Below are 14,606 nucleotides of genomic sequence, written 5' to 3'. Positions count from 1 at the left end.
CGTCCCACCGCATCCACCGCAGGAGAACCGCCGATGACCGTCCCGCCCCCCTCCCGCCCCCGCACCCGCAAGGCCGTCATCCCGGCCGCCGGCCTGGGCACCCGCTTCCTGCCGGCCACCAAGGCCATGCCGAAGGAGATGCTGCCGGTGGTGGACCGGCCGGCCATCGAGTATGTGGTGACGGAGGCCCGGCGTGCGGGCCTCGCCGACGTGCTGATGATCACGGGCCGGAACAAGCGGGCCCTCGAGGACCACTTCGACCGCCATCCCGCGCTGGAGGCCGCGTTGGAGCACAAGGGCGACACCACGCGGCTCGCGCAGATCCACGAGTCGGACCTGGTGGGGGACATCCACTACGTCCGTCAGGGCGAGGCCCTCGGGCTCGGCCACGCGGTGAACTGCGCACGCCGCCACGTCGGCGAGGAGCCGTTCGCGGTCCTGCTGGGCGATGACATCATCGGCGACGGCGAGGCGCTGCTCGAGCGCATGATCGACGTGCAGCAGCGCCTCGGCGGCTCCGTGATCGCCCTCATGGAGGTCCCGGAGGAGGCCGTCTCGGCCTACGGTGTGGCCGCGGTGGAGGCCGTGCCGGGGGAGGGCGACGACGTCGTCCGCGTCACCGACCTCGTGGAGAAGCCGGCCCGCGAGGACGCCCCCTCCACCCTCGCGATCATCGGCCGCTACGTGCTGGTCCCGCAGGTGTTCGACGTGCTGGACGAGACCCCGCCCGGCCGCGGCGGGGAGATCCAGCTCACCGACGCGCTGCAGAGGCTGGCCACGGAGGACGGCGAAGGCCGCGGCGTGCACGCCGTCGTCTTCGACGGCCGCCGCTACGACACGGGGGACAAGCTCGGCTACCTGCAGGCGGTCATCGAGTTCGGGACGCGGCATGAGGACCTCGGGGCCGACCTGCGGGCCTGGCTCCGGGAGTTCACCGCCGGGCTCTGAGCCGGGCCGGCGACGCGCGGGCCGCGGCCGGCTTTGGCCGAGGCGGACCCACCCGGTAGGATGGGCTGTCGGTCCGTCGTGGCTGGACCCGTGTCCAGGCCGCATCGCACCCCCGCAGAGGGCGTGCGGACGGGCCGTGTACCCCCGCCGTCCCACCCGCCGAGAGGAGCGACCATGGACAGCATCCAGCACCACGGCGCCGACTCGCCGTGGGTGATCCCCGTGCGCGATCTGACGCGCGGGGCCGGAGTCCAGCGCGAGCTGACGGCCGAGTGGCCCGCCCCTGCGGGCGTCTCCACGCCGCTGTTGGGGATCCCCGAGGGGGACCCCGTCGAACTGGACCTGCGTCTGGAGTCGGTGCACGAGGGCGTCCTCGTCACCGGCACCGCGGACGCGACCCTGAAGGGCGAGTGCGGCCGTTGCCTGCGCCCGCTGCACGAGGGGATCACCGTGGACCTGCAGGAGCTGTACCTCACCGGCACGTCCGAGGACGACGCCGGCGAGCAGCCGCTCGTGGTGCGCGAGACCGTGGACCTGGAACCCGTGTTCCGGGACGCCGTGGTCATCGCCCTCCCGTTCCAGCCGCTGTGCCGGCCGGACTGCGAGGGCCTGTGCGCCGACTGCGGCATCCGCCTCGAGGACGCGCCCGAGGGGCACGCCCACGAGCGCGTGGACCCGCGCTGGGCCGCCCTGGCCCACCTCGCGGGCACCTCAGAGACCTCCATCACCGAGACAGAAGAGAGATAGTCGTGGCAGTCCCGAAGCGGAAGATGTCCCGTGCCAACACCCGTGCCCGCCGGTCGCAGTGGAAGGCCACCGCGCCCGCCCTGGTGAAGTCCGTCGAGAACGGTCGCGTCTCCTACCGCCTGCCCCACCAGGCCAAGCTGAAGACCGACGCCGCCGGCACCCCCCTGTTCTTCGAGTACAAGGGCCGCAAGGTCGCCGACGCCTGAGATGGCGTCCCCGTCGGCTCGTCGCGGGCCTGAGCCCGCGCCCGAGCCAGAAGAGCTGTTCGAGCGTCTCGGCGTGCACATCACCGCCGGGACGCTCGAACGCGCTCTGACGCACCGCTCGTTCGCCTACGAGCAGGGCGGGCTGCCCACCAACGAGCGCCTCGAGTTCCTCGGGGACTCGGTGCTGGGCTACGTGGTCACCGACCACATCTTCACGGTGTACCCGGACCTGGCCGAGGGCGACCTCGCCCGCCGCCGGGCCGCCGTCGTGTCCACGCGTGCCCTGGCGAAGGTGGCGCGCCGGATCGGCATCGGCCCGTTCGTGCGCCTGGGCACGGGGGAGCGCCGCACCGGCGGGGCGGACAAGGACTCGATCCTCGCCGACACCCTCGAGGCGCTCATCGGCGCCGTCTACGTGGACCACGGGGCCGTGGCCGCGGCCGCCCTCGTGCACCGCCACGTGGTGCCGCTGCTGGACGAGCCGGACCTGCTGCGCGAGAGCACCGACTGGAAGACGGTCGTGGCCGAGGCCGCCAGCCGCCACGGTCTCGGCGCCGTCCGCTACGCGATCGAGGGTCAGGGCCCCGCGCACGACCCCCGCTACCGGGCCACCCTCGTCGTCGGCGAGCGCGAGTACGGCTCCGCCGTCGCCAGCTCCAAGAAGCAGGCCGAGCGGGACGCCGCGGCCGCCTCCTGGCCCGCCCTCGAAGCGGGCCTGCCGGCCGCGGGGCGCTGAGCCCGTGCCGGAGCTGCCCGAGGCCGAGGTCGTCCGGCGCGGCCTGGCCCGGTGGGCCACGGACGCCGTCGCCGCGGAGCTCGAGGTCCTCGACCCCCGCTCGCTGCGTCGCAGCCCCGGTGGTGCGGACGCCCTCCGGGAGCGGCTGCGAGGCGCCCGACTGGCCGAGCCGGCTCGCCGCGGCAAGTTCCTCTGGCTGCCCCTGGCCGAGGGCGACGACGCCGTCGTCGTGCACCTGGGGATGAGCGGGCAGATCCTCGTGGACGGACCGGGGGCCGCCGACCAGCGACACCTGCGCCTGCGCCTGCCCGTCACCGCCGCGGACGGGTCCGCCCGCGAGCTGCGGTTCGTGGACCAGCGGATCTTCGGCGGCTGGTGGCTCGACGCGCTGCGGCCCGACGACGCCGCCGGCGGCGAGCGGATCCCCACCACGGCCGCCCACATCGCCCTGGACCCGCTGCACCCGCTGTTCGACCCCGTGGCCGTGCACGCGCGCCTGGCACGGCGCCGCTCCACCCTCAAGCGCGCGCTGCTGGACCAGTCGCTGGTCTCCGGGATCGGCAACATCTACGCGGACGAGGCCCTGTGGGGCGCCCGCCTGCACCCCGAGCGGCCGACCGAGCGCATGCGCCGGGCTGACACGCTGCGCCTCCTGGCGGCCGTCCAGGACGTGATGCGCCGGGCCCTGGAGGTGGGGGGCACGAGCTTCGACGCGCTCTACGTCAACGTGGACGGGCGATCGGGCTACTTCGCCCGCTCCCTGGCGGCCTACGGGCGCACCGGGCAGCCGTGTCGCCGCTGCGCCGCCGAGGGGGTCGACTCCCGCATCGTGCGCGAGCCGTTCATGAACCGTGCGAGCCACCTGTGCCCGCGCTGCCAGCCCAGGCCGCGCCGTCGCCGGGCCGCGGTGGCCGACGCCTGACGGGGCGTCCGTAGACTGGGCTGACCCCCGACCTCGAGCAGGAGACACGAGTGAGCCATCCCCCGGCCGCGTCCTGGACGCCCGAGCCCCTGCCGCGTCCCGAGTCCCCGCGCGACGACGCCTCGTCGGTCGCGCGGCGCCGCCGGCGCTGGCCGTGGGTCGTCGGCGTGCTCGCCGTCCTGCTCGCGGCGCTGCTCGGTCTGGGCGCCTGGTACGCGGGCTCGCTCGGGCGCACCTTCGACGACCACCGGCAGACGGTGGACGTGGGGGCGCTCGAGCAGGCGGCCGGCAACGGCCCGCTGAACGTGCTCGTCCTGGGCTCCGACTCCCGCGAGGGCGAGGGCGAGCAGGACATGGGCCAGCGCTCGGACACCATGATGCTCGTGCACATCCCCGCGGACCGACGCCAGGTCTACGTCATGTCCGTGCTGCGGGATTCGTGGGTCACCGTGCCCGGCCACGGTGAGGCGAAGATCAACTCGGCCTTCGACACGGGCGGCTACGCGCTCGCCGTGGACACGGTGGAGCTGCTGCTGGGAGTGCCGATCCACCACGTCCTCGAGGTCGACTTCCAGGGCTTCCGGGGCGTGACGAATGCGCTGGGCGGCGTCGAGGTCTGCAACCCGCAGGCCTTCTCCTCCGGTCAGGCCAACCCCTCGTACTACCCGCGCGGACACATCCTGCTGCAGGACACCGCCGCCCTGCGCTACGTGCGCGAACGGCACGCCTTCGACGACGGCGACGTCACCCGCGTGAAGAACCAGCAGCGCTACCTGGCCGGGGCGATGGACCGCTTCCTCAGCCCGGAGATCCTGGGCAATCCCGCCCGCACCACCGAGGTCGTCGCCACGTTCTCCGACCACCTCGGTGTGGACGAGGGGCTCACGTCCGGCGTGATCGCCTCGCTCGCGTGGCAGCTGCGCGACGTCCGCGGCGAGGACGTCGAGATGTTCACGGTGCCGCGCAAGGGCTTCGCGGAGGGCCCGAACGGCGACGCCATCGTCGAGCTCGACGAGGACAAGCTGGCGGACCTGCGCTCCGCCCTCGCCGACGACGACGTCCAGCGCTACGTCGACGAGCACGAGCCCACGAAGGAGAAGAAGGCCCAGGCCGCCGGCGGTCCCGCCCCCGTGCTGACCCTGCTGACCGGCACCACGCCCGCACCCGCCCTCGGGGAGGACCCCTGTGACGACTGAGCCGCGCCGCCCCCGCCTCCTGCTGGTCTCCCACTCCTACCGGCCCGAGCGCACCCCGCCCGCGCGTCGCTGGGGCGCGGTCGTGGCGGCGCTGCGGTCGGCGGGCTGGGACGTCGACGTCGTCGCGCCCGGGGGGGTGCGCCCCTTCGCCGGGCCCGACGGCGAACGTGTCCTGCCCACGCCTCGCCTGCCCCTGGGGGAGGCCGGCCGCAACGGTCGTTTCGCCGAGGCGGTGGTGCACGCGCTGCTCGCCATCCCGCGCGGGATGGCCACCCGACGCCCGGACGTGGTGGTGGCCACCGTGCCCGCCCTGCCCGTGGTGGTGCCCGGCGTCGTGCTCTCCCGTCTCTGGCGCCGTCCCCTCGTGCTGGAGATGCGCGACGCCTGGCCGGATCTCGCCCACGAGGCCGGGGTCCACCAGGGCCTGCTGGGCGCCGCAATGGAACGCGTCGTGACCGGCGGCCAGCGCGCGGCCCGACTCGTGGTGACCGTCACGGACGGCTTCGCGGAGACGCTGCGCGGGCGCGGGGTCGAGCGTGCCGAGACCTTGTGCAACGGCGTCGAACTCGCAGGCCTGGCGTGGGCACCTGCTCGGAGGCGCGAGCCCGGGGACCTGCACGTCCTCTACCTCGGCAACATGGGTGAGAGCCAGGGGCTCGAACGGCTCATGGAGGCGGCGGCCGAACTCCGCCAGAGCCGGCCAGGGGTGCGGGTCCGGCTCGTCGGCGCCGGCACTCGGCGCGGCGAGCTCGAGGCGCGTAACGCGGAGCTCGGCTCCCCGGCCGAGATCCTTCCTGCCTGCTACGGCGAGGATGCGGCGGCCCAGTACGCCTGGGCGGACACACTCGTCGTGGCGCTGCGGCCTGACTGGCCCAGCTTCCGCCACACGGTGCCGTCGAAGACCTACGAGGTGCTCGCCGTCGGCCGGCACGTCACCGGGATGGTCACCGGCGAGGCGGCCCGCACCCTCGAGGACGCCGGGGGAGCCGACGTCATCGGCCCACGGGTAGCTGACCTCGTCGCGCATCTGACCGCGCTCGCCGACGATCCGGCTCGCACTGATGTGGGGGAGGGCGGCCGCCCGTGGGTCCGACGGCACGCGGACCTGCCGAGCGTCGCCCGGCGTTACGTCCGGCTGCTGGGGCAGCTCGTCCCCGACTACAGGAGACACGCATGACCTCCATCCTCCTCGATTCCGTCCGCGCACTCGGCCACGCGCCACTCGTCCTGCGGACGGTGGTCGACCACCTGCGGGACGACCCGGCGGTCCTGGGCCTGCAGATCAGCCGTCGCCTGCCGCTCGCGGCACGCGTGGGCCTGGGGCGCCTGGCAGAGTCCCTGCCCGCACGCCCCGGCGTGGTCTTAGGCGCCATGGGTCTCGCGGCCGCCGGCCGGCACGTGGACCTCCTCGAGCACGTCGAGGCGGTCCTGCCGTCCGCCGGCGCGCCAGATCGGGTGCGACTGGCGGACGTGCTCACGGCCGCGCAGGAGCCTGACCGGGCCCAAGCCGTCCTCGACGCCGTGCCCGTCGACACGCCGGGCTTGGCCGCCGCAAGGGCCCGCGTGGCCTGGCACCGCGGTGACGTCGAGGCGGCCATCTCCCTGCTCGGCGGCACCGGCCGGGACGGTGTCGTGCGAGCCCGGTTCGCCTCCGAGGTGCGTGCTCTGCGCGGGGGCGCCCTGCCGTTGCCGCGGGCAGACCGGGACCGGGCCGTTGGATATCGGCCCCGCCCGGGCTCGGCACTGTTCGTCCTGACCAACTCCCTGCCCCACACCGGTTCCGGATACGCGCAACGCAGCCACAGCCTCGCGTGCGCGCTGCGGGACGAGGGCTGGCACGTAGAGGCCGTCACCCGGCTCGGTTGGCCGGTCCAGACCGGCGTGCTCACCGCCGCCCGACGCGACATGGTGGACGGCATCGTGTACCACCGCCTCCTGCCCTCGAGCCTGGCCCGGGGATTCGACGGACGGCTGGCTCAGCACGCGCGGATGCTCCTCGATCTGGTCCTCGAGCGCCGCCCGGCGGTCCTGCACACCACCACCCACTGGGTCAACGCCGTGGTGACCCGCGCGGTCGCGGAGGCCGTGGGCGTCCCGTGGGTGTACGAGGTGCGCGGGCAGCTGGCGGACACCTGGGCCTCGACGCGCGGACCCGAGGCGCTGCGCTCCGACCGCTACGCCCTGTTCACGGCCCGCGAGGACGACGCCGTGCGTTCTGCCGACGGCGTCGTGACGCTCGGTGAGCAGATGGCCCGCCGCATCGCCGCGGCCGGCATGGACCGGGACGCCGTCGTGCTCAGCCCTAACGGGGTGGGGGGCGCCTTCCTGGAGGAGCCCGCCCCACGCGAGGATGCTCGCCGCCGTCTCGGGCTGTCCATGGACGACGAGATCGTCGGCACCGTCTCCTCCGTGGTGCCGTACGAGGGACTCGACGACCTTGTGCGTGCCGTCGCCGCGCTCGTCGACGAGAGGCCGCGCCTGCGGCTGGCCGTGGTGGGGGACGGCGTTGCCCTGCCGGCCCTGCGCCGGCTTGCGGCCGACCTGGGGATCGAGGATCGGCTGCTCGCGCCGGGACGGGTGGACCGTTCCCTGGCTCCCGTGTGGCACCAGGCCCTCGACGTCTTCTGCGTGCCTCGCAAGGACACGGGCGTGACCCGGGCGGTGACGCCCATGAAGCCGCTGGAGGCCATGGCCACGTCCCGGCCCGTCCTCGTCTCGGACCTGCCCGCGCTGAGCGAGATCGTCGAGGACGGCGTGACCGGACGGGTGCTGCCGGCCGAGGAACCGGAGGCGTGGGCCGCCGCCCTGGCGGCGCTACTCGACGACCCCGCCGCGGCCCGCGGCCTCGGAGCCAGGGCGCGGGAGTGGGTGCTCGGGCATCGGACCTGGGCGGCGAACGCCCGGCGCTATGACGCCCTCTACCGGCGCCTGGGCGTGACGGCGCCGTCTGCCTGAACTAATCCTTATACTCGACAGAGCATCACGGGGAGTCCGGCCCGCGCCGGATTCTGCCCTTGCCACCGCTTAGACGAACGAGGACCTCTAGATGACGACGCAGATCAAGGACGTGGCCGTGATCGGCCTGGGCTACATCGGGCTGCCGACAGCTGCCATCCTGGCCGAGAACGGCGTGCGTGTGCACGGCGTGGACGTCAGCCAGCGCACCGTGGACGCGGTCAACGCAGGCACCGTGCCCTTCGTGGAGCCGGACCTGGCGGACTTCGTGGAGCGCAACGTCAAGGCCGGTCGACTGTCCGCGTCCCTGAAGACGCCGCAGGCCGACGCGTACATCGTCGCGGTCCCGACGCCCTTCAAGGACGGCCATTCGCCGGACCTCGGCTACATCGAGGCTGCGGCCCGCGGTCTCGCCCCGCAGCTGCGCGGCGGCGAGCTCGTGATCCTGGAGTCCACCTCGCCCCCCGGCGCCACCGAGCACATGGCCGCCGTCATCCGCGAGGCACGGCCGGACCTGGACGGCGTCACCCTGGACTTCGCCCACTGCCCGGAGCGGGTGCTGCCCGGCCGGGTCATGATCGAGCTCGTCACGAACGACCGCATCGTGGGCGGGTCCACGCCGGAGGCCGCGCAGCGCGCCAAGCAGCTGTATGAGGCGTTCTGTCAGGGGGAGATCCTCGTGACGGACTGCGTCACCGCGGAGATGGCCAAGCTGGTCGAGAATTCGTTCCGTGATGTGAACATCGCCTTCGCGAACGAGCTGTCCCTGATCTGCTCCGACCTGGGGATCGACGTGTGGGAGCTCATCGAGCTTGCCAACCACCACCCCCGTGTCAACATCCTCCAGCCGGGCCCCGGCGTGGGCGGCCACTGCATCGCTGTGGACCCGTGGTTCATCGTCGACGCCGCACCGCAGACGGCCCGCATCATCCGTGCGGCCCGCGAGATCAACGACGGCAAGCCGAAGTGGGTCGTGGACCAGGCCAAGGCCGCCGCGTTCGACGTGCAGCAGGCCACCGGCCGTGCCCCCGTGGTGGCCGTCCTCGGTCTGGCATTCAAGCCGAACATCGACGATCTGCGTGAATCGCCTGCCCTGAACATCGCGATCGAGGTGGCGCAGCAGTTCACCGGTTCGCGCATCCTCGTCGTGGAGCCGCACGTGGAGGAGCTGCCCGCTGCGCTGGCCGGCCGTGACAACGTGGAGTTGGTCCCGGCCGAGGACGGCATTCGGGAGGCGGACGTCGTTCTGCTGCTGGTGGACCACGATGCGTTCGCCAGCCTCGGTGCCACCACCGAGGGCAAGAAGGTCATCGACACGCGCGGCCAGTGGCGCTGACACGAACTCGGCACCTGTGGCGGGGCGGTCGGTGACGGCTGCCCCGCCCCGTATGTCCCAGACGGGCAGTACCACGACCAAGGAGGACAACATGCGCCTGCTCGTGACCGGCGGCGCCGGATACATCGGGTCTCACTTCGTCTCCGTAGCACGGCAACAGGGCCGGGCCGACATCGTCGTCGTTGACGACTTCTCGACAGGCCTCAGACAGCGCGTTCCGGCCGATGTCCCCGTGTACACGATCGACCTCGCGAGCGACGCGGCCGTAGCTGCGCTGACCACTCTCCTTAAAGAAGAGTCGATTGACGTCGTCGTTCACTTCGCCGCGAAGAAGGTCGTCGCGGACTCCGTCGTGCAGCCGGAGGATTATTTTCGGTCGAACGTCGGTGCAACTGTAAACGTGCTGGCTGCCATGAGAGCTGCGGGAGCCGCGTCGATGATCTTCTCCTCGTCGGCAGCGGTCTATGGTGAGCCGGACTCGTCGATCGTGTTCGAGGACACCCCGACGGTGCCGATCAATCCGTACGGCCAGTCCAAGCTCGTGAGTGAGCTAGCTCTCGCGAACGCTTCCCGCGCCTGGGGTCTCCGGGCGGTGGCATTGCGCTACTTCAATGTCGCCGGCGCGGAAGACGCCATTCTGGCCGATACCACGACGACGAACCTCATGCCGGCGATCCGTGATGTCATCACTCGCGGCCAGCGTCTCTCGGTCTTCGGCGACGATTACCCCACCGTCGACGGCACATGTGTACGCGATTACGTCCACGTCGTCGACCTGGCCGAGGCGCACCTGGCGGCCCTGCCGGCGGTCCAGGGCAGCACCGACCCAGCGACCCGGATCTACAACGTGGGCACCGGAAGCGGAAGCAGCGTTCTCGAAGTCGTAGATGCCTTCCGCCGCCGCCCCGGCGTGGATCTTGATTACGACATCCAGCCCCGCCGCCCGGGTGACCCGGGGGCCTTGACAGCCAACGTCTCGCTCATTGAGAAGGAACTCGGATGGGTAGCACGTTATACGCGCGATGACATTGTCACGTCCGTCATCGACTTCCCGCCCCGGCTCGTCACCTGACTGCTCGTCGCAGAGACGCCAGACCTGCCCCGCCGATTACAGCACCCGAGGAATCGCACCCATGATCCAACTCTTTCTTCGCTTCTCACGACGCCAGCAACTCGTCATGGGGCTTTTTATTCTGCTCGCTGTCGTGGGTTCGGTACTCGCCTTCCTGGTGGACCACGCGATCCTCATCGTCGCGCTGTTCTGGATGTTGTGCGCTGCGGTGTTCGTAATGATCATGTATCACCGCCGTCTCAACGCAAAGATCAACCGCACCGCCCGTGCTGCACGCATGGGGTCTTCCGCTGTGGCGGGCCGCGGGGGTACGCGGCCCGCCACGGGGCGTCGAATATCGACGCAAGAGTCGCTCGACTCGCTCCAGGCCGCTTTCGCCCGCCGGAGGACCGTCGCCGCGGGCCTGCCGCTGGCGCGCAAACTCATCCAGGAACGCGGGGACCTCAGTGGCGCGCGGGAGGTGCTGGATCAGCTTCGTGGAAAGTCGGGCCTGACCGACTCTGAAGAGAACTTCGTTCGTCGCGTCGACTCTCTCAACCGCCTTCTTGAAGCGGACTACCCGCTTCCCGCACGTCACCGCACCTGCAATTACCTCCCCGTGCGAGGCCGGGTGCTCTACGCCGTGGGCATGTCACCCGTGTCTGTGACCAATGGCTACACGTCCCGGACCAAGGGCGTCGCCGCAGGGCTCGTGGCCCAAGGGCTGGACGTGGTCGTAGCGCCCCTGCCAGGCAAGCCTTGGGACAAGAAGTCGGTCGTCCCCGGGCGGCGAGTGCCTGTCAAGCAGCGTCGTGATGTGTCGGAGATCGACGGCGTACGCCACGTGCACAACCCTGGTCTCCCTGCATGGGAGGGCGATCTCGACGTCTTCTTCCAGGTGGCTGCCGATGCGTACGTCCGCGAAGCCATGATCGAGAAGCCCGAGTTCATCCTGGCCGCCTCGAACTATCTGTCCGCTCTGCCCGCCCTGATCGCAGCCCGTCGGCTCGGGGTGCCGTTCGTGTATGAGATGCGCGGATTCTGGGAAGTGTCTGCGGCATCCGTCCGGCCGGGCTGGGAGCAGTCGGACCAGTATCGGCTTGACCGCCGCTATGAAGACCTCGTCGCCCGCGAAGCCGACCGAGTGGTCGTCATCACGGATGAGATGCGTGAAGACCTTGCTGCCCGCGGCATCGATGCGGACAAGGTCACCGTCGCGCCCAACTGCGTTGACCCAGAGGTGTTCGCCCCTCTTGGCAAGGATCACGCGCTCTTGCGCGGCCTGGGATTCACCGATACGGAGGCTCCAGTCGTGGGTTTCGCGGGCAGCGTCACCGATTACGAAGGCCTCGATCTCGTCACCGACGCGCTCGCGACACTCAAGGCAGAGGGAGTCCGGTTCAACTTCCTCATCATCGGCGGGGGCGCATATCTCGATACGTTGAAGGCGAGGATCGCCACACGCGGTCTTGATCCTGAGACGCGGTTCGTCATGAACGTTCCGAACGCAGACATGCCAGCGTACCTCTCGAGCATCGATGTGTTCCCCCTGGCCCGGAAGTCCTTGCCGGTGACCGAGCTCGTTTCGCCATTGAAGCCGCTGGAGGCGATGGCGGTCGGCGGGGCGGTGGTCCTCTCCGATGTCTCGCCGCACAAGGTGTTCTGCGGGCCTGATGGAGACACTGCGGTCAGTTTCCAGAAGGACGACCTGGCGAGCCTCGTCGAGCGTCTGCGCGAAACTCTCGCCGCCCCAGATGCTGCTCGCGCCATGGGGGTTCGTGCTCGACGCTGGGTCAAGGAGAATCGGCGCTGGCCAGTCACGGGCGAGCGCATCGCCGCTTCACTAATGGCCTTGGCCGAGGAGTTCCGGGCCTCACTGGACGACGCAGAACGCCCGCTCACCGATTACACAGTCGCCTTCATCGGCGACGAATTCACGACGGACACCTTCGTCCCCGAGTTGACCGCCTTGCGTGTGCGGCCTGAGGACTGGCGCGAGACCTTCGAAGACCACCGCGTGGATGCGCTGTTCATTGAGTCCGCTTGGCGAGGCAACGACAGCGCCTGGACCGGGATCATTGGGTATTACGATGACGAGACTCACGCGCCGGTGGTCGAGCTGATCGCGCATTGCAGGCTTCACGAAATCCCCGTGATGTTCTGGAACAAGGAGGATCCGGTCCATTTCAATCGGTTCAAGCGCACCGCAGCCCTGTGCGACTACGTGTTCACGACGGACGCGCGCACCATTGTTGATTACAACGCGCTTCCGGACAACCAGATCACGACCGTCGCCTCGGCCCCGTTCGCGGCGCAGCCTCTGTTGCACAACCCGCTACCCAGCACCCGGGCACAAGACGAAGCTATCGCGTATGGCGGGACCTACTACGGGGACAAGTATGCGACCCGTAAACAGGGGCTGGATTTCCTGTTCTATGAGTCTGCCCCACACGGCTTGGCGATCTACGAGCGGGTGCACAACGATCCCAACTCGCCGTACCGCCTGCCGGACCGTTTCCGCCGGTACGCCCGAGGAAGCCTGAGCTATCCCGAGATGTGCCAGGCCTATAAGGCCCACCCGATCCACCTGAACGGCAATTCGGTGGTGGACTCGCCGAGCATGTTCTCTCGCCGGGTCGTGGAGATCACCGCGTCTGGGTCGACGGTACTCAGCTCTGCGGGCCGTGGCGTAGACGAGACGTTGGCGGGCACCGTCCCGACCGTGACCACCCCCGATGAGGCTGCGGCCTATCTGGAGGGCTGGAAGTCGTCTGAGCAGCGTCGGCACGCCGGCCTTTGGGAGGCGTTCCGCCACGTCTACGAGACGCACACGTGTGCTCACCGTTTGGTGTACATGATGCGCGTCGCTGGGTTCCGAGTCCGCAGTCCGCAGGCCGCGCCGATCGCAGTCGAGTGCGCCGCCGCAGACGTACCGTTGTTCGAGGCCCAGACCATGCGTCCTGCCTTGTACCTGGTGACCGACACAACCGAGGGCGTTGATGCCGCCAGTCCCGTCGTCCTCGCCGCTCCTCCGGAGAGGGCGGCAAAGCTGCAAGAGGCCGGCATCCGGAACGTCGTCATCCACCGTGAGGGCGCCCCTGCTCTGGACGAGCACCTCGTGGAGGACTTCTCGCTCGCTCTGCATTTCGGGCATTGGAAGGCCGTGGGCACTCGCACCGTCGAATGGTCGCCGGGCGACGCACACGTGCGAATCGCTGCCCTGACGGCGGACATCGATGAGGGCACTGTACTGGTGGACGCCGACGTCTACGCCGGCTCTGTTCTCGGGGAGCGACCTGCCCTAGCCGATGACGAGGTCTTTGCCTGGCAGCACGTCGTCGAACACGTCGGCAAGGTGACCTACACGGACTCGACGGCTGTCCCGATCGACACCGCGGTCGTCCACGAGGAGGCAGACCCCCTTCCGCCCGTTGCGTCTGGAGAGGCGGGGCCACCCGTAGGGGAGACTCAGACGGTGCCTCTCAACGTCCTCGTCGCTGGCCATGACCTGAAGTTCCTGCCGCAGATCATGGCGCAGCTCGAAGCCGCGGGTCACCGTGTCATCGTCGACCAGTGGGACGGGCACGATATCCACGACGAGGAACGCAGCCTCCGACTCCTCGCCGAAGCGGATGTCATCTTCTGTGAGTGGGCGCTCGGGAACGTGAAGTGGTACAGCCACCACAAGCAGGACGACCAGCGGCTTGTGGTGCGCCTCCACGCCCAGGAACTTCGCACTCGCTACCTCAAGGACGCCGACCTGTCCGCCGTGGACACCTTCGTGTTCGTGTCACCCGTCGGCATGCGGCGGGCGCAGTTGCTCTTCGGAGTGCCGGTGGATCGGTCCGTGGTCATCGGCAACACCTTCGACTTCGAGCGATTTGCGGCGCCTCGGAACGCACCGGATCCGCATGCCCTCGGTCTTGTTGGCTCCGTGCCACATTCGAAGCGTCTGGACCTCGCGCTCGACGTGACCGAACTGCTGGCGTCGCACGACCCGACTTACCGTCTCGACGTCATGGGTAAGGAGTACCACGAGTACGCGTGGCTCATGAAGCGAACTGCTGAGCGGAGTTATTTTGAGGCGCAGTATTTGCGGATTGAATCGTCTGCGGTGCTCCGCGAAGCCGTCCGGTTCGGCGGACACTCCTATGACATCGCGGAGTGGTACCGCGCCAAGCCAGGCATCATCTTGTCCACGAGCGACCACGAAGGAACGCATCAGGCGATCGCGGAGGGTGGTGCAGCGGGCTGTGTGCCGGTGATCTTTCCGTGGGCGGGGGCTGAGGCCGTTTACGACGATCGATGGGTCGTCGAGGGCGTCCGCGACGCGGCCGACCGGATCCGCAGGTACTCTTCAGACCCGGCCCTCTTCCTCGAGGAGTCTGAGCGGGCCCAAGCATTCATGCGGGAGCGTTTCTCGCCCGAGGAGATCGGTGCCCAGATCCTGGCCGTGGTAGAGGGTCGGCGGTGACGTAGCGCCGGAGAAAGAAGGGGACCGTCTCTCGT

11 protein-coding genes are annotated in these 14,606 nt (G+C 70.1%); all 11 read left to right on the top strand.

The features are described from left to right. Positions 1-33: 33 nt before the first annotated feature. The 11 genes from galU (at position 34) to AUV08_RS07255 (ending at position 14,571) form a co-directional block, all read left to right on the top strand. A complete protein-coding gene (gene galU, locus AUV08_RS07305) occupies positions 34-948 on the top strand; it encodes a UTP--glucose-1-phosphate uridylyltransferase GalU (protein WP_044659153.1) in 915 nt (304 codons plus the stop codon). A 174-nt stretch (positions 949-1,122) separates the two neighbouring features. Further along, on the top strand, positions 1,123-1,695 hold the full coding sequence (locus tag AUV08_RS07300) for a DUF177 domain-containing protein (RefSeq protein ID WP_002856392.1): 573 nt from the start codon (positions 1,123-1,125) through the stop codon (positions 1,693-1,695). 2 nt (positions 1,696-1,697) lie between these two features. Then, positions 1,698-1,901 carry a 50S ribosomal protein L32 gene (rpmF, locus tag AUV08_RS07295; protein WP_061867855.1) on the top strand — a complete coding sequence of 68 codons (204 nt, stop codon included), beginning with the start codon at positions 1,698-1,700 and terminating at the stop codon, positions 1,899-1,901. A 73-nt stretch (positions 1,902-1,974) separates the two neighbouring features. Beyond that, positions 1,975-2,637, top strand: a complete 663-nt coding sequence (rnc, locus tag AUV08_RS07290; RefSeq protein ID WP_020621711.1) for a ribonuclease III — start codon at positions 1,975-1,977, stop codon at positions 2,635-2,637. 4 nt (positions 2,638-2,641) lie between these two features. Continuing rightward, positions 2,642-3,559 (top strand): bifunctional DNA-formamidopyrimidine glycosylase/DNA-(apurinic or apyrimidinic site) lyase, encoded by a 918-nt coding sequence (mutM, locus tag AUV08_RS07285; protein WP_044659151.1) that lies wholly within the window; start codon positions 2,642-2,644, stop codon positions 3,557-3,559. Between the two features lie 50 nt (positions 3,560-3,609). After that, positions 3,610-4,755, top strand: a complete 1,146-nt coding sequence (locus AUV08_RS07280) for an LCP family protein (RefSeq protein ID WP_061867854.1) — start codon at positions 3,610-3,612, stop codon at positions 4,753-4,755. Next, on the top strand, positions 4,745-5,932 hold the full coding sequence (locus tag AUV08_RS07275) for a glycosyltransferase family 4 protein (protein WP_061867853.1): 1,188 nt from the start codon (positions 4,745-4,747) through the stop codon (positions 5,930-5,932). The genes AUV08_RS07280 and AUV08_RS07275 overlap by 11 nt, the downstream gene beginning before the upstream one ends. After that, positions 5,929-7,710, top strand: a complete 1,782-nt coding sequence (locus AUV08_RS07270) for a glycosyltransferase (RefSeq protein ID WP_084776597.1) — start codon at positions 5,929-5,931, stop codon at positions 7,708-7,710. Before AUV08_RS07275 ends, AUV08_RS07270 begins: the two co-directional genes overlap by 4 nt. Positions 7,711-7,801: 91 nt before the next feature. After that, positions 7,802-9,046 carry a UDP-N-acetyl-D-mannosamine dehydrogenase gene (gene wecC / locus AUV08_RS07265; protein ID WP_061867852.1) on the top strand — a complete coding sequence of 415 codons (1,245 nt, stop codon included), beginning with the start codon at positions 7,802-7,804 and terminating at the stop codon, positions 9,044-9,046. A 91-nt stretch (positions 9,047-9,137) separates the two neighbouring features. Then, complete coding sequence (gene galE / locus AUV08_RS07260; protein WP_041103153.1) at positions 9,138-10,118, top strand: UDP-glucose 4-epimerase GalE; 981 nt, start codon at positions 9,138-9,140, stop codon at positions 10,116-10,118. Positions 10,119-10,179: 61 nt separating this feature from the next. Continuing rightward, a complete protein-coding gene (locus AUV08_RS07255) occupies positions 10,180-14,571 on the top strand; it encodes a glycosyltransferase (RefSeq protein WP_061873168.1) in 4,392 nt (1,463 codons plus the stop codon). Positions 14,572-14,606: the final 35 nt, after the last annotated feature.

Source organism: Micrococcus sp. CH7, assembly GCF_001595485.1.
Taxonomy (GTDB): Bacteria; Actinomycetota; Actinomycetes; order Actinomycetales; family Micrococcaceae; genus Micrococcus; species Micrococcus luteus.
This window is presented reverse-complemented; position numbering and strand designations above follow the sequence as displayed.

Coding starts and splice junctions, on each gene's coding strand:
- AUV08_RS07270 (WP_084776597.1), top strand. CDS start 5,929: ATGACCTCCATCCTCCTCGATTCCGTCCGCGCACTCGGCCACGCGCCA.
- galU (WP_044659153.1), top strand. CDS start 34: ATGACCGTCCCGCCCCCCTCCCGCCCCCGCACCCGCAAGGCCGTCATC.
- galE (WP_041103153.1), top strand. CDS start 9,138: ATGCGCCTGCTCGTGACCGGCGGCGCCGGATACATCGGGTCTCACTTC.
- AUV08_RS07255 (WP_061873168.1), top strand. CDS start 10,180: ATGATCCAACTCTTTCTTCGCTTCTCACGACGCCAGCAACTCGTCATG.
- wecC (WP_061867852.1), top strand. CDS start 7,802: ATGACGACGCAGATCAAGGACGTGGCCGTGATCGGCCTGGGCTACATC.
- AUV08_RS07300 (WP_002856392.1), top strand. CDS start 1,123: ATGGACAGCATCCAGCACCACGGCGCCGACTCGCCGTGGGTGATCCCC.